18 protein-coding genes are annotated in these 20,784 nt (G+C 67.8%); 14 read left to right on the forward strand and 4 right to left on the reverse strand.

Annotated elements, in window-relative coordinates; translation table 11 throughout:
• The first annotated feature begins 4 nt into the window (after positions 1 to 4).
• The 9 genes from M8231_RS04325 (at position 5) to M8231_RS04365 (ending at position 11,320) form a co-directional block, all read left to right on the forward strand.
• Positions 5 to 3,226, forward strand: coding sequence for an efflux RND transporter permease subunit (locus tag M8231_RS04325; protein WP_017505581.1), 3,222 nt, complete (start codon positions 5 to 7; stop codon positions 3,224 to 3,226).
• The gene (locus M8231_RS04330; protein WP_017505580.1) at positions 3,226 to 3,828 is read left to right on the forward strand and encodes a cation efflux transmembrane domain-containing protein; all 603 of its coding nucleotides are present in this window, start codon (positions 3,226 to 3,228) and stop codon (positions 3,826 to 3,828) included. The genes M8231_RS04325 and M8231_RS04330 overlap by 1 nt, the downstream gene beginning before the upstream one ends.
• Positions 3,825 to 4,736: a cation diffusion facilitator family transporter gene (locus M8231_RS04335; RefSeq protein ID WP_055808174.1), complete on the forward strand. Its 912-nt coding sequence runs from the start codon at positions 3,825 to 3,827 to the stop codon at positions 4,734 to 4,736. Before M8231_RS04330 ends, M8231_RS04335 begins: the two co-directional genes overlap by 4 nt.
• 82 nt (positions 4,737 to 4,818) lie before the next feature.
• Positions 4,819 to 5,262, forward strand: coding sequence for a CopM family metallochaperone (gene copM, locus M8231_RS04340; protein WP_250202348.1), 444 nt, complete (start codon positions 4,819 to 4,821; stop codon positions 5,260 to 5,262).
• Positions 5,263 to 5,266: 4 nt separating this feature from the next.
• On the forward strand, positions 5,267 to 5,677 hold the full coding sequence (locus tag M8231_RS04345) for a hypothetical protein (protein WP_112862346.1): 411 nt from the start codon (positions 5,267 to 5,269) through the stop codon (positions 5,675 to 5,677).
• 68 nt (positions 5,678 to 5,745) lie between these two features.
• Positions 5,746 to 6,804, forward strand: a complete 1,059-nt coding sequence (locus M8231_RS04350) for an acyltransferase family protein (protein ID WP_250202349.1) — start codon at positions 5,746 to 5,748, stop codon at positions 6,802 to 6,804.
• 364 nt (positions 6,805 to 7,168) lie between these two features.
• Positions 7,169 to 9,178, forward strand: coding sequence for a ParB/RepB/Spo0J family partition protein (locus M8231_RS04355; protein ID WP_250202350.1), 2,010 nt, complete (start codon positions 7,169 to 7,171; stop codon positions 9,176 to 9,178).
• A gap of 147 nt (positions 9,179 to 9,325) precedes the next feature.
• Positions 9,326 to 10,237, forward strand: a complete 912-nt coding sequence (locus M8231_RS04360; RefSeq protein ID WP_054765272.1) for a HEPN domain-containing protein — start codon at positions 9,326 to 9,328, stop codon at positions 10,235 to 10,237.
• A gap of 240 nt (positions 10,238 to 10,477) precedes the next feature.
• Positions 10,478 to 11,320, forward strand: coding sequence for a hypothetical protein (locus M8231_RS04365; RefSeq protein ID WP_250202351.1), 843 nt, complete (start codon positions 10,478 to 10,480; stop codon positions 11,318 to 11,320).
• Positions 11,321 to 11,333: 13 nt separating this feature from the next.
• On the opposite strand, the gene M8231_RS04370 is transcribed toward M8231_RS04365, so the two are convergent.
• Positions 11,334 to 12,529 (reverse strand): IS3 family transposase gene (locus M8231_RS04370; protein ID WP_250201343.1). Its coding sequence is split into 2 segments (ribosomal slippage): positions 11,334 to 12,259 and positions 12,259 to 12,529, totalling 1,197 coding nucleotides; the frame shifts between segments, so codons are not numbered across the junction.
• 206 nt (positions 12,530 to 12,735) lie between these two features.
• Here M8231_RS04370 and M8231_RS04375 point away from each other — a divergent pair.
• From M8231_RS04375 to arsH, 5 genes are read left to right on the forward strand one after another with little or no spacing between them, the layout of a single operon-like run.
• Positions 12,736 to 13,071 carry an ArsR/SmtB family transcription factor gene (locus M8231_RS04375; RefSeq protein WP_250202352.1) on the forward strand — a complete coding sequence of 112 codons (336 nt, stop codon included), beginning with the start codon at positions 12,736 to 12,738 and terminating at the stop codon, positions 13,069 to 13,071.
• A 7-nt stretch (positions 13,072 to 13,078) separates the two neighbouring features.
• On the forward strand, positions 13,079 to 13,504 hold the full coding sequence (arsC, locus tag M8231_RS04380; protein WP_003169312.1) for an arsenate reductase (glutaredoxin): 426 nt from the start codon (positions 13,079 to 13,081) through the stop codon (positions 13,502 to 13,504).
• On the forward strand, positions 13,501 to 14,589 hold the full coding sequence (arsB, locus tag M8231_RS04385) for an ACR3 family arsenite efflux transporter (RefSeq protein ID WP_054765657.1): 1,089 nt from the start codon (positions 13,501 to 13,503) through the stop codon (positions 14,587 to 14,589). The genes arsC and arsB overlap by 4 nt, the downstream gene beginning before the upstream one ends.
• Entirely contained in the window at positions 14,589 to 15,008 is a 420-nt protein-coding gene (locus M8231_RS04390) for a GNAT family N-acetyltransferase (protein WP_003169309.1), read from the forward strand. Before arsB ends, M8231_RS04390 begins: the two co-directional genes overlap by 1 nt.
• The gene (arsH, locus tag M8231_RS04395; protein WP_003169308.1) at positions 15,005 to 15,760 is read left to right on the forward strand and encodes an arsenical resistance protein ArsH; all 756 of its coding nucleotides are present in this window, start codon (positions 15,005 to 15,007) and stop codon (positions 15,758 to 15,760) included. Before M8231_RS04390 ends, arsH begins: the two co-directional genes overlap by 4 nt.
• A gap of 186 nt (positions 15,761 to 15,946) precedes the next feature.
• Here arsH and M8231_RS04400 read toward each other — a convergent pair whose 3' ends face one another.
• The 3 genes from M8231_RS04400 to lpdA all read right to left on the reverse strand — a co-directional run bounded on the left by M8231_RS04400 (position 15,947) and on the right by lpdA (position 20,780).
• A complete protein-coding gene (locus tag M8231_RS04400; protein WP_250202353.1) occupies positions 15,947 to 17,056 on the reverse strand; it encodes a Fic family protein in 1,110 nt (369 codons plus the stop codon).
• A 228-nt stretch (positions 17,057 to 17,284) separates the two neighbouring features.
• Positions 17,285 to 19,216, reverse strand: a complete 1,932-nt coding sequence (locus M8231_RS04405) for an FTR1 family protein (RefSeq protein ID WP_250202354.1) — start codon at positions 19,214 to 19,216, stop codon at positions 17,285 to 17,287.
• A gap of 163 nt (positions 19,217 to 19,379) precedes the next feature.
• Positions 19,380 to 20,780, reverse strand: coding sequence for a dihydrolipoyl dehydrogenase (gene lpdA, locus M8231_RS04410; protein WP_197273300.1), 1,401 nt, complete (start codon positions 20,778 to 20,780; stop codon positions 19,380 to 19,382).
• Positions 20,781 to 20,784: the final 4 nt, after the last annotated feature.

Here is a 20,784-nt window from a genome sequence, read left to right on the forward strand (position 1 = left end):
GCGAATGTTCAAATTCATCATCGAGCTGTCGGTCAAATTCCGATGGTTCATCGTCCTGGCCACGGCGCTCGTCGCGGCCTACGGCCTCCTCGAACTGACACGGTTGCCGATCGACGCCGTGCCGGACATCACCAACCGTCAGGTGCAGGTGACCACCGTCGCCCCGGCCCTGGCCCCCGAACAGATCGAACGTCAGGTCACCTATCCGATCGAGACCGCCATGGCCGGCATCCCCGGTCTGACCTCGACCCGGTCGCTGAGCCGCAACGGCTTCAGCCAGGTGACCGTCATCTTCACCGACCAGACGGACATCTATTTCGCCCGTCAGCAGGTCGCCGAACGACTGGCGCAGGCGCGCGAGACGATGCCCGAAGGCGTCGAACCGGCGCTGGCGCCCATCACCACCGGCCTGGGCGAGGTGCTGATGTGGACGGTGGACTACAAGCCGTTCAACAGCGCCAACCTGGCCAGGCCGGGCCAGACCGGCTGGCAGGCCGGCGGCGCCTATCTGACGCCTGAAGGCGATCTCCTCACCACCCCGCAACAGCGCGCCACCTATCTGCGCACCGTGCAGGACTGGATCATCGCTCCGCAGATGCGGACGGCGCCCGGCCTGGCCGGCGTGGATACGGTCGGCGGTTATGTGAAGGAATACGCGGTTCGTCCGGATACGGCGCGTCTGTCGGCCTACGGGCTCGGCATGGGCGACCTCATCCAGGCGCTCGACCGGGCCAACACCCAGGCCGGGGCCGGCTATGTGCAGCGTGCGGGCGAGGCCCTGACCGTTCGCACGGACGCGCTGGCCTCGACCGTCGAGGACCTCGCCCAGGCGCCTGTCGTCAATCGAAGCGGCCTTGTGGTCCGCGTCGCCGACGTCGCCACCGTCGAGGTCGGCCAGGCCCCGCGTCTGGGCGGCGCCAGCCGCGACGGACACGAAGCGGTCCTCGGCACCGCCCTGATGATCGCGGGCGGCAACAGCCGCACCGTGGCCCAAGCCGCCGGCGATCGGCTCGAGGAGGTGCAGAAGACCCTGCCGCCCGGCATCGAGGCCGTGACGGTGCTGGACCGAAGCGCCCTGGTGAACTCGACCATCGCCACGGTGGCGCGCAATCTGACCGAAGGCGCGCTCCTGGTCATCGTCGTGCTCTTCCTGCTGCTCGGCAACATCCGGGCGGCGAGCATCACGGCGTTGATGATCCCGATCAGCTTCCTGTTCGCCGTCATCGGCATGAACCGGTTCGGCATCAGCGGCAATCTGATGAGCCTCGGCGCGCTGGACTTCGGCCTGCTTGTCGACGGCGCCGTGGTCGTTGTCGAGAACACCCTGCTGATGCTCAGTCAGAAGCGCGCGGAGGCCGGGCGCATGCTGACGCGGCGCGAGCGTCTCGGCGTCGCCGCCGCGGCGGCGCGCCAGATGGTCAAGCCGGCCGCCTTCGGTCAGCTGATCATCCTGCTCGTCTTCACCCCCCTGCTGATGCTGGAAGGGGTCGAAGGCAAGACCTTCATCCCGATGGGCGCGACGGTTATGCTGGCCTTGGTCGGCGCCTTCATCTTCTCCTTCACCTTCGTGCCGGCGATGACGGCGCTCTTGGTGCGGGATCCCAAGAAGGTCGAGGTCGACGAACACGGCCATGCCCACGAGCACGAGACCTTCCTGCTGCGCCACGCGCGCCGCTGGATCGCTCCGGCCATTCGCACGGCCGTCGATCGTCCGAAGATCGTCCTGCTCTCCGCGCTCGGCGCCCTGGTCATCGGCGGCGTCACCTTCACCACCCTCGGCCGGGAGTTCATCCCGACCCTGGACGAAGGCGACATCGCCATGCAGGCGCTGCGGGTTCCGTCAGCCTCGCTCGAGCAGTCGCTCGCCATGCAGATGGCGATCGAGCGGGCGATCAAGGCCCAGCCGGAAGTGGAGACCATGTTCTCGCGGACCGGCACCGCCGAAGCGGCTGTGGACCCCATGCCGCCCAACATCTCCGACAGCGTCATCGTTCTGAAGGACCGCAAGGACTGGCCCAACCCGGGTCTGGAGAAGGAGGAGCTGATCGCCCGCTTCGAGGAAGTCGCGTCGCGGCAGATCGGCAACAACTTCGAATTCAGCCAGCCGATCGAGCTCCGCTTCAACGAGCTGATCTCGGGGGTGCGGACCGATCTGGCGGTCATGGTCTATGGCGACGACTTCGCCACCATGCAGCGGGTCGCCGACCAGGTGGCCAACGCCCTGCGCCAGACGAACGGGGCGGCCGACGTGAGGGTGGAGCAGGCGTCCGGCCTGCCGACCCTGACGATCAGCGTGGACCGGTTCGCCGCGGCCAACTACGGCCTGTCGGCGGCCGACGTCTCCGAAGCGGTTTCGGCCGCGATCGGCGGCGCCGAGGCCGGCCGCATCTTCGAGGGCGACCGGCGTTTCGACGTCGTGGTCCGTCTCCCTGACGACGCGCGCAACGATCCGGCGGCGCTGGCGGCCTTGCCGATCGTTTCATCGACCGGCGTGACCGTGCCCCTGTCCTCGGTCGCGCGCATCCAGAGCGCCGAGGGACCGAACCAGATCAGCCGCAACGACGGCAGCCGCCGCATGGTCGTCCAGGCCAATGTGCGCGGTCGCGATCTGGGCGGCTTCGTCACCGACGCCCAGAAGTCGGTGGATCAGGTTCAGCTCCCCCCGGGCGTTCGCCTGGACTGGGGCGGCCAGTTCGAGAACCTCAAGCGCGCCGAGCAGCGGCTGGGCCTGGTCATTCCGATCGTCTTCGTCCTGATCGGCGTATTGCTGTTCATGGCGCTGGGCTCCTTCGCCGAGGCGGGTCTGGTGTTCGCCTGCGTGCCGCTCGCCCTGGTGGGCGGGGCGCTGGCGCTGCTCCTGCGCGGCATGCCGTTCTCCGTCTCGGCGGCTGTCGGTTTCATCGCCGTCTCCGGCGTGGCGACGCTCAACGGCCTGGTGCTCATGCAGGCGATCCGCGAGCGGCTTCAGGCGGGATTGCCGCCCCGTGACGCGGCCATCGAGGGTGCGTCCAGCCGCCTGCGGGCGGTGCTCACTACCGCCATGGTGGCGATCGTCGGCTTCATTCCGATGGCCATCGCTCACGGCGCGGGGGCCGAGGTTCAGAAGCCGCTGGCGACCGTCGTCATCGGCGGCCTGATCACCGCCACCGCCCTGACCCTGCTGGTCCTCCCGACCTTCGCGGCCAAGGCGGTGCGTCATCGCAAGGACGAGGGGATCGAAGACTGATGGCCCGGCCCCAGGATGACCGTCAGCAGCGCCGGACGCTGCTGACGGTTCTCGGCCTCAACGCCGGCCTGGCGGCGGCGCTCGGGATCGGCGGCGTGTCCGCCGATTCCAGCGCCTTGCTGGCCAATGCGCTGGATAACGCCTCGGACGCGGCGGTCTATCTGATCAGCTTTTTGGCCATCGGTCGGGCAGGGACCTGGAAACGGGGCGCCGCAAGGGCGTCGGGGATCATGTTGCTGGTCTTCGCCGTCGGCGTCCTCGTCGACGCCGTGCGCCGGGTGATCACCGGAACCGAGCCGATCGGTCCGACCATGATGGCGCTCGCCCTGGTCGCCGCCGTCGTCAACCTGATCTGCCTGCAGCTCATCCGCCGCCAGCACAGCGGCGACGTCAACATGAAGGCGGCCGAGACCTTCAGCTTCAACGACTTCGCGTCCAACGGCGGCATCCTCGTCGCCGGCGGTCTGGTCCTCTGGCTCGACCAGGCCTGGCCCGACCTCGTCGTCGGCGTTCTCGTCGCGGCGATCGCGATCAAGGGCGGCGTCGAGATTCTCCGCGACGCCAACGCCGCCTCCGACCACCCACAGGAACGCGCTTCATGACCAACCACGACCATTCCAACGGGCACGCTCACGACCACACCGCCGGGGCCAACGCCCGGCAGCTCACCATCGCCCTGGCGCTGACCGGGACCTTCCTGATCGTTGAGGTCATCGGCGGCCTGGTGTTCAACAGCCTCGCCCTGCTGTCGGACGCCGCGCATATGTTCACCGACGCGGCGGCCCTCGCCATCGCGCTGTTGGCGATCAAGATCGGCCAGCGGCCGGCGGATGAGAAACGCACCTTCGGCTACAGGCGGTTCGAGATCCTGGCGGCGGCGTTCAACGCCGTGCTGCTCTTCGTCGTCGCCGGTTACGTCCTCTACGAGGGGATCAAGCGCATTCTGGATCCCGAGCCCGTCGGCTCGATCGGCATGCTGATCGTCGCCGCCGCCGGCCTGGTGATCAATCTGATCTCCATGCGCATCCTGTCGAGCGGCAAGGATCGCAGCCTCAACGTCAAGGGCGCCTATCTCGAGGTCTGGGCGGACATGCTCGGCTCGCTCGGCGTCCTCGTCGCCGCCGTCGTCATCACCGTGACGGACTGGCGCTGGGTCGATCCGATCGTCGCGATCGCCATCGGCCTGTGGGTCCTGCCCCGCACCTGGATCCTGCTGCGCGACACCACCCACATTCTGCTGGAGGGCGCCCCGCGCGGCGTGGCCCTGTCGGACGTGCGGGTCGCCATCCTCGCCACCCCCGGGGTCGCCAGCCTTCACGACCTCCACGTCTGGGTTTCGGGCGCGGATCAGGCGAGCTGCACGGTTCACGTCGTGCTGTCGGAGGGCGCCGACGCCGATGCTGTCCGACAGGCCGTCGGCGACATGCTCGAAGAGCGCTTCGACCTGCATCACACGACCGTCCAGACCGAGCTCGAGCCCTGCGGTGACGCCGGAGGTCTGCACGTATGACCCGAAGCGACGACCCAGCCCGGTCCGCCGCCATGAGGGGCGACGAGATCCAAACCCTTTTTCAAACTCAAAGGAAAACGCCATGAAGCGCACCGGTTGGATCTCGGTGATCGCGGTCTTCCTCGCCGTCGCCGCCTTCGCCTTCGGCATTCTGTCCCGTCGAGGCGCCCCCGACGCCTCCGCCCCGCCGCCGGTCGAGGCGCGAGCGATTGATGGGCACGCCGGCCACGAGGGCGCGCCCTCGGATACGCCGTCGACCCGCGCCTATCGGGAGGCCGCCGACCGCATGCACCAGGCGATGAACATCGATTACTCCGGCGACGCTGACATCGACTTTCTGCGCGGCATGATCGCCCACCACGAGGGCGCGATCGCCATGGCCAGGATCGCGGTGGAGGAGGGCGAGGGGGATGACGTGCGCGGTCTCGCGCAGGAGATCATCCGCGCCCAGGAAGCCGAAATCCTGCGGATGCGGATCATGCTGGCGCGGCACGAGGACGCGCCGGCAGTCTCAGAACGGCCCTGACCCGATGGCCGGCAAGCGCTTCACGGTCCGCAGCCGCAGCATCCGCTGGCGCCAAGGGCGCTACAAGGGCCGCCGCGGCTCGAGCCCGCGCCGGCCGCCGAAGCCCCGGCCAGTACTTGATGTCGTAATCGCCGTCGGCGCCAGCCTGATCGCGGCCTTCTTCGTCCTGTGCATGGCCTTCTCCCTGCTCGGCGCCTACGGAACGCCGCTCTACATCGGCTACGGCGTGATGATGAGCCTGGTGACGGGCGGCTGTCTGGTGTTCGGTCCCCGCGACCGAGCCGGATTGATGATCGCCGGCGGGCTCGGCGTGCTTTGCGTCGCCGGAACGCTCATCCTGTACGGGGTGCGGGCGGACGTGCACGACCATCCTCACGCCAACGAACGCCCCGCCGCCACAGGGAAGCGCGAATGACGAGAAGCTCCGACGGGGAAGGTCAGGCCCGCCGCCCCGCGCGCATCGCCCGCGGAGGGTGGCTGGACGTGCTGCGGTTCGCCGCGGGATCGCTGATCATCCTCTACCACTTCCGGGAAGCGGCCCCGCTGCCGCTCGGACAGATCCATCCGGTGTTCGACCGGGGGTTCCTGCTGACCAATTTCTTCATCATCGACTCCGGCTATGTGCTGGCCCGGATCTACGGCGAGCGCCTGGCCTCGGGCGGGATCGACGTCGGGGCCTACGCGCGCCAGCGGCTGCTGCGCGTGTTCCCGGCCCATCTGGCCGTGATCGCCGGTCTCGCGGCCTTGGTCGCGGCCGCCGCTCTGGCCGGGGTCCGACCGAGCAATCCCCAATGGTTCGACTGGAGCCAGCTGCCCGCCCAGGTCTTGCTCGTGCAGGCCTATGGCGTGCCGGGCGGCGTCGGCTGGAACGCGCCGACCTGGACGCTGTCGGCTCTGATCGGCTGCTATCTGCTCCTGCCCTGGATCTGCCGGGCGCTCTGGAGCCGACCCCGGGCCACGGCCGCGATCGCGATCACCCTGCTTCTCGCCGCCGACGTCGCCAGCCGCGTCTGGCTGGGCGATCCGGTCTATCGCCTGCCCCTGCGGTTCGGATTCCTCCGCGCCCTTCCGCTCTTCCTGCTGGGCGTGGCCGCCGCCGTGGTCGGTGCGCGCGTCTACGTGCGTCCGTCCGTGGCGGGCGCCTTGGGACTCGGCGCTTTCGGTGCGCTCGCGCTCGGTCAGGCCGTTGGCCCCTTCGGCCTGGCCTCCCTGCTGCTGATGACGATCATCATCTGGGCGGCTGGAGCCTTGCCCGTGGTGCGCTCGTCGCGCCTGATCGAACACCTCGGCTTGATGTCGTTCGCGATGTTTCTCACCAATGAAGTCGCCCGCATCGTCTGGTTCGGCGTCTTCGACGCCGTCGGACAGTCGGACTGGTCCATCGGGATGCGCTGGGGCGTCTGGGCCGCCGGTCTGGCGGCGGCGTTCATGGGGGCGGCGGCGTTCCGGTATGGGTTCGATCGGCCGGTCCAGGCCCGGTTGAACCCGCCGAGGCCTGCGACGCCTGCGCCGGGGGTCAGTGCGGATCGGCCGGTGGCCTGACGCGACCGTGGGTCAAAAGCCCCGTTGCGACGACCTCACACGCGAGGCCCGGTCAGTTCGTTTTCCTCAAGCTGGAGCCTGCGACGCCGCGCCAGAAGGACACGTTGCGGACGTCGCAGAAGGGCTAAGGGCTCCGCCCTCGCGCGGGCCAGGGTGAAGCGGCTGCGCCGCCGGACCGGCCGGTCTCCCCGACCTTCCGCGCCGGCGATCGGCGTCATGACAATCATCAGGGTCAGCCTTGTGCAGGTCGGGCGATCCCCCTCCGGCCGGTCCGCCCTGGCCCTTGCTACCCCGGTCTCGCCGACGGGCAGGGTTTCAGGCGCGCAGTTCGCGTGCCTGCAACCCTTGCCCAAAGGAGGCAGACATGACTGCTCAATCCACCCAAACCGCCCAGACCGAAGCGACCGCGCCGCAGCACGGCGCGGAGGTGATCGTGCCGCTGAACCGGCTCAAGGCCTCGCCGAGGAACGCCCGGAAGACCCCGCACAGCCCGGCGACCATCGAGGCCTTCGCGGCCTCCATCAAGGCCAAGGGGGTGTTGCAGCCGCCCGTGGTCGAGGTCGAGCGGGACGGGGAGGGCGTTCCGACCGGGAACTACTTCGTGACCATCGGCGAAGGTCGCCGTCAGGGGCTCCGGCTGCTGGCCAAGCGCAAGGCGATCAAGCGCACACATCCCGTGCGCTGCATCGTGGACGCCGAGAATGACGCCCACGAAATCAGTCTCGACGAGAACATGACCCGCGAGGCCATGCATCCCGCCGACCAATTCGAGGCCTTCCAGCGGCTGGCGACGGAGAAGGGCTACGGTCCCGAGGAGATCGGCGCCCGGTTCGGCGTGTCGGCCCATGTCGTGCGCCAGCGACTGCGGCTGGGCGCGGCGGCGCCCGAACTGATGGCGGCCTATCGGGCCGGGGCGCTGGCCTTGGACCAGCTGATGGCCTTCTGCGTCAGTGCGGATCAGGACCGGCAGCGGCAGGTGTTCGAGCAGTTGGGCGAATATCGCCCCGTCCACGCCATTCGCCGGGCCATGACCGAGTCCAAGGTGGCGGTGAGCGACCGGCGCGCCCGTTTCGTCGGCGTGGAGGCCTATGAGGCGGCGGGCGGGGGAATCCTCCGGGATTTGTTCACCGAGGACGGCGGAGGCTGGTTGGAGGACGTGGTCCTGCTGGACCGGCTGGTCGGCGAGAAGCTGACCGGCTTGGCCGACGAGGCGCGCGAGCGGGAAGGCTGGAAGTGGGCCGAGGCGGGTCTGGAGTATCCCGACCTGTCCGCGTTCGGTCGGGTCTATCCGGTCGCCGTCGAACGCTCGGAGGCGGACGCCGCCGAGATCGCGGCCCTGTCCGAGGAGTACGACGGCATCGTTTCGGAGGCGGGCGACGACGGCCTGTCGCCCGAGGCGGACGCGCGGCTGGAGGAGATCGACAAGGCCTTGCAGGCCTTCGGCCCGGACTTCGCCTACGCCCCCGAGGCCAGGGCGCGCGCCGGGGTCATGGTGATGCTCGGTCACGACGGCCTCGCCCGCTTCGAGCGCGGTCTGGTCCGGGCCGAGGACGTGCCCGCCGATCCGCCGTCGCCGTGGTCGGAGGACGAGGCGGCGGACGACGGTGTGGACGGCGCAACGCCGTCGAGTGTGGACGCGCCCGAGGACGAAACGCCTTCGGCCCTGTCGGATCGTCTGCTGATCGACCTGACGGCCCACAAGACCATGGGGCTGCGGGATGCGGTGCAGGCCGATGTGAACGTGGCGCTGGCCACCGTGGTCCACGCCCTCGTCCTGCAGGTCTTCTATTCGGGCTACAGCGTCTGGACGCCCCTGCAGCTTCGGCTGACGACCACGGGGCTGGAGCGGCTGGCGCAGGGGGTGGACGACAGCCCCGCCGGTCGGAGGGTCCGCGACCGGTGCGAGGCGTGGGGTGCGCGCCTTCCCGAGCGTCCGGAAGACCTCTGGGGTGTGGTGGCTGCGCTGGCGCCGTCGGACCAACTGGACCTGATGGCCTGTTGCGCCGGGGTCGGCCTCTACGCCGTGCGCGATCCGCACGACAGACGACCCGGGGCCTTGGCTCAGGCCGAGACGCTGGCGACGGCGGTCGGTCTGGATATGGCGGGGACGTGGACGGCGACAGCGGCCAGCTACTTCACCCGTGTCGCCAAACCCAAGGTGCTGGAGGCGGTGACGGAGGCGGCGGGCGCCCAAGAGGCCGCGCGGATCGCCGGCTTCAAGAAGGCGGACATGGCCGAGGCCGCAGAGCGTCTGATCGAGGGCAAGGGGTGGTTGCCCGCGCCGCTGCGGACGGTGTCGGACGCAGCGGAGCCGGAAGAGCGGGGGGCCGAAACGCCCCGCGACGACGACGCCTATTCGTTCGCCGCCGAATAGCGCCGCTGGAGACAAAAACGGGCCGCGCGCCCTTTGGGGGCGCGCGGCTTTTTCGTTTGGCGAAATCAGGCATGACATCAAGGCTAAGGTCGACAGAAAGGCCGTTTCAGCCTTGCCGTGTGCGGCCGTATCGCGGAGACTCCGGCCATGAAGACGAGCCTTGATCATCTGCCGCCGCGCAAGCAGGCCGAACTCCGCCAGGTGGTCGAGACTGTGCGCGCGGCTTTCGAGGAGGCGACCGCCACCCGGCGCGCTGATCGGCTCAAGCACGGCAAGATCCTCAAGATCATTCTCTATGGCAGCTATGCGCGCGGCGACTGGGTGCACGACCCGGTCGGACGGTATTTTTCGGACTTCGATCTACTGATCGTCGTCGATCATGAAGACCTCACCGACCGCGAATTCTGGCACGAGGCCGAGAACCGGACGATGCCCATCGGTCCGGACATTCGCACCCCCGTCAGCTTGATCGTCCATTCGCTCGACGACGTGAACGACCAGCTGGACCGTGGGCGGTACTTCTTCGCCGACATCGTGCGCGAAGGCGTGGTGGTCTACGATACCCCGGCGGGCAAGCTGCACAAGCCGGCCGATTTGAGAGCGCGTCTCGCGCTGGAGGAAGCGCAGCGACACTACGAGAAGTGGATGGCGAGCTCGGCAGAGTTTCAGGCTGGTGCTCGCTTCTATATCCAACGTGAAAGCGCCAACCTGGCCGCCTTCTCCTTGCATCAAGCGTCAGAGCATCTCTACCACTGCGTCTTGCTCGTCACGACGCTGTACAGCGGCAAGGCTCATAACCTCGCCTTCCTCCGGAAAAAGGCCGAGGGCATCGACACCCGGCTCGCCGACGCGTGGCCCCGTGAAACCAAGTTCGAACGCCGCTGCTTCGAGCTTCTCCGTGAGGCCTATGTGAAGGCGCGCTACTCCGAGCACTTCAAGATCACTGCCGAGGAGCTCGCATGGTTGGCCGAGCGGGTCGATGTGCTTCGCGGCCTGACGGCGACCATTTGCACCGAACGGCTGGAAGATCTCCGTAGGCAAGCTGAAGCCGAAGGCTAACGAGTCGCCGACACGACTGCTGCTGACTCATGTCGGACTTTGGGAGCGTCCGCTGACGGCATCCAACTACGGATCTGAAGATCGGACGTTCCAATCGTTTCGAGCGCGACGCAAGTCGGGTCGGTTCGACTCCAACCGCCCGCACCAATAGCGACTGACCTTGAGTCTCGCACACTTTACCGTTCAACTTGTCGTAGAGGGCCCGAACCTCCAACGTCGGGAAATCCAGGAGGTTAGGCGATGGATTGGAAACCGCATTGTTACAGGGCCGGCTCGCACCTCGAGGCCGTCGACGATCTGCCTGCGGGTGAAGATCTTGAGAAGTTCATTGAGCGGTCCCGACGCTATATCGAACCTTGGTTGTCGGCCGTCTTCCAAGCCGAGCATCTAAATCTGGTGCTGGGCAGTGGGTTCACATCAGCGGTCGCTTTTGCCGCTGGCGGCCGAGCGGCTGACATGGGCCAGATCGCCTTCGGTAGCGCCTATGATGCAAGCATCAATCGGCACGCTGAGACCACGGCTCAATCAATGGGGCGAGGGGCTGCAAACATCGAAGATCAGTTCCGTAGCGCGCTCGCCGTTCTTGAGGGGCTGACAGTCACAGACGCGGCTGCTGCAGCGGCCTTCAAAAGGCAGATAGATGCCAAGATGTTGGAGTTCCTGCGCAGCATTCTGGCGACGGAACGGGCCATATCAGGGGCCAACGAAGATGGTCGGTTGAAAGCTGAAAGCCTCCTCCAATCCTTCCTCTTGAGCTTTGCCAGTCGTTCGGCGTCCCGCGAGCGCCTGCACGTCTTCACGACGAATTACGAGCGGCTGATCGAGCACGGCTGCGATCTCGCCGGTCTTCGGATCGTCGATCGTTTCGTTGGTGCGCTCAATCCGCTTTTCCGATCATCGCGGGTCGAACTGGATATGCACTACAACCCGCCGGGAATTCGAGGCGAGCCTCGGTTCATGGAAGGCGTCGTGCGGGTGTCGAAACTGCACGGGTCGATCGACTGGCAGTTCGATAAGGCGTCGAAAGTGATCCGGCGAGTCGGCATTCCTTTTGGTGCTGCCTGGTCTGCCCCCATGGGGTGATGCGGTTTCGATGTTAGTTCATGGGCGGGCCTGACGCCATGGTTGGGTTGGGCGAGCGCGCGCCTTCAAGCGCTGGCGCGCTCGCCCACGGCACGATGTTTCCGGCGCGAGGGATGAGGGCTTCCGGTGCTGGCGGTCGGTACTTCAGGGCGCTGTGCGGTCGCACGGCGTTGAAGTGACGCCGCCACGCCTCGATCAGCACCTGAGCCTCGGCCAGACTGAAGAAGGTCTCGCCGTTCAGCAGTTCATCCCGGAGCTTGGAGTTGAAGCTCTCGCAGTAGCCGTTCTCCCAGGGACTACCGGGTTCGATGTAGGCCGTCTGAGAGCCGACGGCGGCGATCCATTCACGCAGGGTGGTGGCGATGAACTCCGGTCCGTTGTCGGACCGCACATAGGCCGGCGGCCCGCGCAGTATCATCAGGTCCGCCAGGGTCTCTAGCACGTCGGTGGAGTTGAGCCTGCGCTTGACCCGGATCGCCAGAGCCTCGCGCGTGAACTCATCAATCACGCAGAGCATGCGGAACTTCCTGCCGTCCTGGGTGCGATCCTCGACGAAGTCGTAAGACCAGACATGGTTGGGCCGCTCGGCGCGCAGCCGCACGCACGACCCGTCATTGAGCCAGAGCCGGCCGCGTTTCGGCTGTTTCTGCGGGACCTTCAGCCCTTCCCGTCGCCAGATCCGCTGAACCCTTTTGGCGTTCACCGACCAGCCCGCCTGATGCAGCAGCGCCGTGATCCGGCGGTAGCCGTAACGGCCATAGGTCGCCGCCAGTGCGGTGATGGCCGCCGTCAGGGCCGCCTCGTCGGTGCGGCCCCTCGGCGTCTTTCGCTGGGTTGAGCGATGCTGTCGGAGCACCGCGCAGGCGCGCCGCTCCGACACCTTCAACTCGGTCCGCACCTTGTCGATGCAGGCCCGGCGACGGGCAGGGCTCAGAAGTTTCCCCGCGCCGCCTCCGACAGGATCAGCTTGTCCAGCGTCAGGTCCGACACCGCCCGACGAAGCCGGGCGTTCTCCAGCTCCAGCGCCTTCATCCGTTTGACCTGATCGGTCTTCATCCCGCCGAACTCCGCTCGCCAGCGGAAGTAGGTCGTCTCCGTCACCGCTATCGTCTTCACCGCCTCCGCGATCGATTTGCCTTGCCCGGTCAACACTTCAACCTGGCGCAGCTTGGCGATGATCTCTTCGGGCTTGTGACGCTTCCTGGCCATCCTTGGCTCCATCCGTTCCGGTCCGCAGACCAACATAAGGGATGGATCACTTCAAAGGGCGCAGACCAATCGAAGATCTCCATGTTGTCATGGGAATCGAACTCGAAAGGCTGCGGCAGGCCAAGCCGCCAAACTCTCCACCGTAAGCTTACGGCCGGCTGCAGAGCGGGGATTGCACATTTCTATAGTTCGACTAGTTCGGAAATATGGAAACCGCAGCCTCGATTCTTGCTCTCGCCGCCCTGGCGCAGTCGAGGCGGCTGGAGGCGTTCCGACTTCTCGTGCGGCACGAACCGGCCGGTCTGCCGGCCGGTGACATCTCCAACCATCTGGCGATCCCGGCCAATACCCTGTCGTCGCATCTGGGGGTGCTGTCCCGAGCGGGACTTATCAAATCGGAGCGTCGCAGCCGGTCGATCATCTACCGGGCCGATCTGGACCGGCTGCGCGACCTGGTCCTGTTCCTGCTCAAGGACTGCTGCGGCGGCCGGGCGGAGCTATGCGAGCCTCTGCTGGCCGAACTGACCCCCTGCTGCGCCTGAGGATCCCGTGGACGTCATCATCTATCACAACCCGGCCTGCGGGACGTCGCGCAACGCTCTGGAGCTCATTCGCCACGTCGGCATCGAGCCGCACGTCATCGAGTATCTGAGGTCGCCGCCATCGCGCGTCATGATCGCCTGGCTGGCCGAACGAACCGGCAAGCCGCTGCGCGACCTGTTGCGCGACAAGGGCACGCCCTTCGCCGACCTGGGCCTCGGGGACCCGGGCCTGACAGACGATCAGTTGCTCGATGCGATCGAGGCCCATCCGATCCTGCTCAATCGCCCGATCGTCGTCAGTCCTCTCGGCGTCGGCCTGTGCCGACCGTCCGAGGCCGTTCTGGACCTCCTGCCCGCCGATGATCTCAAGCGGTTCACCAAGGAGGACGGCGAGGTCGTCATCGAGGCGGCTGGCCTTCGGGTGGCGCGATGATCGATACGCCGGTCACCGACGCGGCCCCGCCGCGCCGCCTGTCCTTTCTCGACCGCTGGCTGACGGGATGGATCTTCGCCGCCATGGCTTTGGGCGTCGCACTGGGGACTCTGGTTCCCGGCCTGCCCGCCTGGGTCGACGGCCTCTCGGTCGGGACCACCAACATTCCGATCGCCATCGGCCTGATCCTGATGATGTATCCTCCGCTGGCCAGGGTCCGGTACGAGGAACTGCCGCGCGTCTTCGCCGACAAGCGGGTGCTGGCCCTGTCCCTGTTCCAGAACTGGGTGCTGGGCCCTGTGCTGATGTTCGCCCTTGCGGTCATCTTCCTGCGCGACCAGCCGGAATACATGACCGGCGTGATCCTGATCGGGCTGGCGCGCTGCATCGCCATGGTGCTGGTCTGGAACCAACTGGCGCGGGGCGACGACCAGTATGTCGCCGGTCTCGTCGCGTTCAACTCGATCTTCCAGATCCTGTTCTTCAGCCTCTACGCCTGGGTCTTCCTCACCGTCCTGCCGCCCCTGTTCGGCCTGCAGGGCAGCGTGGTGGACGTCAGCGTCTGGACCATCGCCGGCGCCGTTCTCGTCTACCTCGGTCTTCCCTTCCTGGCCGGCTTCCTGACCCGGCGCAGCCTGATCGCCCGCCGCGGGGCCGACTGGTACGAGCGGCGCTTCCTGCCGCGCATCGGACCGATCACCCTGATCGCCCTGCTGTTCACCATCGTGGTCATGTTCAGCCTGAAGGGCGGCGAGGTGGTGGCCCTGCCGCTGGACGCCCTGCGCATCGCCATTCCCCTGACCATCTACTTCCTCGTCATGTTCGTGGTCAGCTTCCTCATGGGCAAGCTGATCGATGCCGACTACCCGCGCACGACCGCCCTGGCCTTCACCGCCGCCTCGAACAATTTCGAGCTGGCCATCGCGGTGGCCATCGCGGCCTTCGGGCTGACCTCGCCGGTCGCCTTCGCTGCGGTCATCGGTCCGCTGGTCGAGGTGCCGGTGCTGATCCTTCTGGTCTCGGTCGCGCTGTGGATGGGCCGACGCTGGTTTCCGGACACGGCCCCGCCGGCGGACGCCGCCTGATGGTCGTGCTGCATCTCCTGGACGCGGATGACGCCGGCCTGATCGCGGCCCTGCAGGGCGAGGGCCTGCCGGAGCCCGGGGCCGGCCGCTACTTCCGAGCCGACGACGACAGCGCCCTGGCCGGCTACGTCGGCCTGGAAGGAGAGGGGCGGGACCTGCTGCTGCGCTCCCTGGTCGTACTCGCTGGCCTGAATTCGCGGGGGCTCGGGAGCCGGATCCTGAGCGCCGCCGAGGCCGCGGCGAGCGAGCTGGGCGGAGAACGGCTCCACCTGCTCACCACGACGGCCGAGCCCTTCTTCGCCCGGCGCGGCTTCGCCGCCGCAGATCGGGCGGCCGCGCCCGCCGCGATCCGGCGAACCCGCGAGTTCGCAGACATCTGCCCGGCCTCGGCCGCCTATCTGACCAAGGATCTCGGATGATCTTCGCCCGCCTGCGGCCGCTGCCGGATCCCGATCATCTGCCGGCCCTGGACGCGGCCTATCTGTCGAGCAACCCGGCCGCCGGCCTGGGTCCGCACGACCACCCGCCACGCATCCTTCTCCTGTACGGGTCGCTGCGCGAGCGCTCCTATTCGCGGCTCTGCGTCGAGGAAGCGGCCCGCTTGCTGCAGCGCATGGGATGCGAGACCCGCATCTTCGACCCCTCCGACCTGCCTCTGCCGGGCTCGCCCGGCGACGACGACCATCCGGCGGTGCGCGAGCTGCGCGAGCACGCCCTGTGGTCGGAGGGCATGGTCTGGTGCAGTCCGGAACGGCACGGCCAGGTCTCCGGACTGATGAAGCTGCAGATCGATCACCTGCCATTGAGTTTGGGCGGCATGCGCCCGACCCAGGGCCGCACGCTCGCGGTGATGCAGGTGTCGGGCGGTTCCCAGAGCTTCAACGCCGTCAACACCCTGCGCCTTCTGGGCCGCTGGATGCGGATGATCACCATTCCCAACCAGTCGAGCGTGGCCAAGGCCTTTCAGGAGTTCGACGAGGCCGGCCGGATGAAGCCTTCGGCCTACTATGAGCGCATCGTCGATGTGATGGAGGAGCTGGTGCGCTTCACTGTCCTCACTCGACCGCACGCCACCCAGCTCGTGGACCGCTACTCCGAGCGCAAGGCGGCCGGCAGTCCGGTCGAGGCCGCAGCGGATCTCTCCGCCATCGCCATCGCGCGTCAGGCGTGAGGCCGCGTCGGCGGCGCCTTGCGGCGTCGCGCGCCTGGCAAAGGTGGTAATTCGCCACTTCTGGCGAATTAGGCGGGTTGTTGGCGGTAACTCGCCAGATGTGGCGAATTGCGATCCTCCCTGTTGAGGCTCGGGTCTTGAGCGACCGACCTGGCGAAGTGCCGTGCCGGCGTCGTGCGGTCCCGCCTATCCTCGATCGACCAGCGAATAGCTTGTGCTGCGCCCGCCGCCTTCATCCTTCACGAGGATGCCCCGCCCCACCAGATCGTTGATGTCGCGCAGGGCCGTGTCGGGCGAGGACCTCGTCAGCGCCGCCCATTTGGTCGAGGTGAGCTTGCCTTCGAAGCCGTCGAGCAGCCGGTTGATGACCGTGCTCTGGCGCTCGCTCAACGTCTGACCTGCTAGCGCCTCCCAGAAGCGCGCCTTGCGCATGACATGCGTCAGGGTGGTTTCCGCGCCATCGAACGCGCGATCGAGGCAGCCGAGGAACCAGTCCAGCCAGAGGGACACGTCCAGCGCGCCTTTCTGGGTCGCCTCCAGGGTGGCGTAGTAGTCCTTGCGCTCCAGCCTGATCTGGGCGGACATGCTGTAGAAGCGTTGAGCGCTTTTCTCGGAGCGGGCGAGCGCCATGTCGGCGATCGCCCGCGCGATCCGGCCGTTCCCGTCGTCGAACGGGTGGATGGTCACGAACCACAGGTGGGCGATCGCGGCCTTGAGGACCGGATCCGTCCGCGGCTCGTCATTGAACCAGTCGAGGAACGCCCGCATCTCGTCCTGCAGACGGTCGGCAAAGGGCGCTTCATAGTGCACGCGCTCTCGTCCGAAGGGGCCCGAGACGACCTGCATCGGGCCGGAGCTCTCGTTGCGCCAGGCGCCGACGACGATCCTCGTCATGCCGCTGCGCCCGGTCGGAAACAGGGCGGCGTGCCAGGCGAACAGCCGTTCCTCGGTGAGCGGAGACGCAAAGTTCTGGGTCGCGTCGAGCATCATTTCGACGACGCCTTCGACGTTGCGATCCGCGTCGGCGAGGGCCCCGATATCCATGCCGAGGCGGCGGGCGATGGAGGATCGCACCTGATCCTTGTCGAGCAGCTCGCCTTCGATTTCGCTGGATTTCAGGACATCTTCGGTAAGGGTCTCGAGGACGGCTTCAGCGCGGAGGTCGAAGCCGAGCGTGTGCATCCGGCCAAGCAGAAGGCCCTGGCGATGACGGACGGCTGCGAGGCGATCGGCAAGCGCGTCAGCGCGCCAGTCCAGACGCGGCCAGCCTTCGATCTCATGGATGTATTGCGCCATTCCCCGCACTCCTTGCGGAGAATATGGGCGCTATTCGCCGCAAGAGCAAGGTTATTCTCCGCGCGAAGTGCGGAGAATAGGGCGCCTAATCTCCGCACCAAGGGTGGTCTCCGCACGCTATCGGCTGCGGCCCCGCACCTTGGGTATCCGCGGACTGCGCGGCTATCGGCGCCCAAGCAGCTCCGAAACCCTGCCAACGGGTCGCAGTTGAGGGCCTCAGACGCCCGCTCAAGAGGCTGGGCGCGCGCCTTTCGGCGCCGCATGCCGGGAGAAGCCGACCACGAGGATAGCGATCGTCAGAAGCTGAACGGCGACGCCTTCGACCGTCGGATAAAGACCGAGGATCTCGATGCGGGGGATCCACGCCAGCGGATGGACATCGAGCCAGCCCGCCTCCTGCAGCGCCGCCACCCCCTTGCCGACGAGGACGACCGACAGGATGGCCATCAGGATCGAGCTCAGGGAGAAGAACCGGCCGATCGGGAGGCGCTTGCTGTAGGCCAGCAAGGCCCAGGCCACCACGGCCAGGATCGCCACCGCCGTAAGGGCGCCGGCCAGCATGCCGAGATGGCCGCCCTGGCTCCAGATCGCCGCATAGAACAGGATGGTCTCGAACACCTCGCGGTAGACCACCACGAAGGCCAGCAGGAACAGGAACCAGGCCGACCGTTTCGACAGGGCGTGAGAGAGCTTGTCGCGGATATAGGTCTGCCAGGCGTCGGCGTGCGACTTGCCGTGCATCCAGATGCCGACCGAGACGAGCACGACGGCCGCCAGAAGCGAGCCGAACCCTTCGGTCAGCTCCCGGCTGGCGCCGCTGATGGAGATGAAGAAGGTCGCGGCCGCCCAGGTGGCGCCGCCGGCGACCAGCGCGGCCACCCAGCCGCCGTGGACGTAGCGCAGCACCTCGGGACGTTCGGCCTTCCTGAGGAAGGCGATCATCGCCACCACGATGAAGATGGCTTCCAGACCTTCGCGCAGCAGGATGGTGAAGGCGCCGAGGAAGCTGGCGAGATTGTCCGCCTCCTGGGGCGCGAGTGCGCGTTCGGCCGTGTCCAGCAGGGCGTTCGCGCGGGCGACCCGGTCCGCGACCTCCTGGGCCGGCGCGCCCCTGCTGATCGAGACGCGCAGGTCGGTCATGGCCGTCTCGACCCGCCGCAGCAAGGCGCCGTCGCGGGCGCCCAGCGCCGGCTCCATCGGTTCGACGCCGTCGAGATAGGCCGACAGGGCCAGGTCGGTCGCGGCCCTGCGATCGCCCCGGCGATAGGCGGCCTCGCTTTCGGCCAGTCGCGTCCGGGCCAGGGACAGGGTCGATCCCTCGGCGCGGACCGTCGCCTCCGGGTGGCGGCGCAGGTAGGCCGTGACCGCCCGTGCCTTCGTCTCGCCGATCCTTGTCGCCAGCTCGGCCGGCGTCGCCTGGGTGAGGGCGGCCAGGTCCGGGAAGACGGCGCGGATCGCCGGGTCGCTCTCCCAGAGGCGTCGACCTTCGGCGGCTTCGGCGTCGGTGAAGGCGAACCGGCCCACGTAGAAGGCCAGGGCCCAGCGGTCCTCGGCCGGCAGATGGGCGAAGCTGGCCATCGCCGTGCCCTCCAGCCCCTGATCGATGACCTGGTAGAGGCCGAACACGCTGCGCTGACGGGCGCGCTCCACATCCGCGAAGGCGATCGCGGGCGGATCAAGCCCCTCGGCGCCCGGGCCGTCGGCGCGTCCGGTCACGCCATGGCAGACCGAGCATTGCTCGGCATAGAGCGTCGCGCCGCGGGCCAGATCAGGCGGGAACGAAGGCGCCAGCGGGCTCGGATAGGCCGTCAGCACCGCGCCGGCGAGCGCCTTGGCCCGGTCGCCAACGACGCGCGGATCCGCCTTGTCCCTGATGGCCGCCTGCAGGGCCTCGGCGTCGCGGACCAGACCGGCCTTGGCCGGATTCGGCGGCAGGGCGTCCAGGCGGGTCCGGATCTGGCCGCCGAACTCGATCATCTCCCCGTATTCGGCCGGATTGGTCACCTGACCGTCGGCCACCGCGCCGGCGTAGTCGACCGCTACATAGTCGAGCAGCCGCCAGGCGACCTGGGCCTCGGAGGCGGACGGCGTCTGGGCCAGGGCGGGCGCGGCCAGCCCCAGGGCGAACAGCAGGGCAAGCAGACGGAGCAGAGGACGCATGGTCAATCCAGATGTGAACGGCTCGCATTAGCATTCAGGCGGCGACGCTGTCGCGCTTTATTCGCGACGCGGCCGGGCTCGTAGGCGGCTACGGGTCCTCTACGCCCGCCGGGACGCCTCGGCGCCGCGCGGCCAGCCCGGGCAGCCACGCGACGGGCGGTCGTTACAGGTGGATCGTGCGGTCGGCCACAGCCAGGCATGCCTCGCGCAAGGCTTCCGGAAGCGTCGGATGCGCATGGCTCGTCCGCGCCACGTCTTCGGCCGCCGCGCCGAATTGCATGACGGCGACCGCTTCATGGATCAGGCTGCCCGCGTCCGGCCCCAGGATGTGCACGCCGAGAATCCTGTCCGTGCCGGCGTCCGCCAACACCTTGACCAGCCCGTTCTTCTCCAACCGCGCCTTGGCCATGGCGTTTGCCGAGAACGGAAAGCGCCCGACGCGATAGGCCACGCCGGCCGCCTTGAGGTCGTCCTCGGTGCGCCCGACTGAGGCCAGTTCCGGCCAGGTGTAGACGACGGCCGGGATCGTTCCGTAGTCGACATGGCCCGCGGCGCCGGCAAGGCGCTCGGCAAGGGCGATCCCTTCTTCCTCCGCCTTGTGGGCCAGCATGGCGCCGCCGATGACATCGCCGATGGCGTAGACCCCTTCGGCGCTGGTTCGAAAGCCGTCGTCGACCGGAATATAGCCCCTTGGGTCCGGCTTGATGCCGACCGTCTCCAGATCGAGTCCGTCGGTGGCGGGACGTCGGCCAATGGACACGAGCACGACATCGGCCTTGATGGTTCCTCGCGCGCCGTCTCCCATGGGCTCGACCTCAAGGACGACGTCGTCCGCCTCCATTCGCGATCCGACCACCTTGTGCGCCAGGCAGAATTGGAAGCCCTGGGCCTCGAGCACCTTGTGCAGCGCCGTCGACATCTCTGAATCAACGCCGGACGCGATCCGGTCGAGCACCTCGACGACGGTGACCTCGCTGCCGAGACGGCGCCAGACGGAGCCCAGCTCCAGTCCGACATAGCCGCCGCCGATCACCGCCAGATGGCGCGGCGCCGCCGTCAGGCTGAGGGCGCCCGCCGAGGTGACGATCCGCTGCTCGTCGATGGGCAGGTCCGGCAACGTCGCCGCTTTCGATCCGCTGGCGAGCACGATCGCCTTGCGGACCTGCACCTCGAAGCTGCCGTCCGGGGCGCTCACTTCCACACGGTCGCGCGACAGCAGCCGGCCGCGGCCCTGCAGGCGGGTGACCTTGTTCTTGCGCAGGAGGTAGGCGACCCCTTCACCAAGCTCCGTCACGACCCTGGCCTTGTGCCGCATGACGCCTGCAAGGTCGGCCCGCACATTGTCGACCAGGACGCCGAAAGCCTCGAGATTGCGGGCCATCTCCAGCCGCTCTGTGGCCTGCAGCAGCGCCTTTGACGGAATGCACCCGATGTTCAGGCAGGTTCCACCGAGGAGTTCCCGGTCGTCGATAACCGCCACCGACATGCCGAGCTGGCTCGCCCGGATGGCGCAGGGGTACCCGCCCGGCCCGCCGCCGATTATCACCAGGTCATAGGATGTCATCGAA

The organism is Brevundimonas albigilva, assembly GCF_023573565.1.
In the GTDB taxonomy this organism is placed as follows: Bacteria; Pseudomonadota; Alphaproteobacteria; order Caulobacterales; family Caulobacteraceae; genus Brevundimonas; species Brevundimonas albigilva.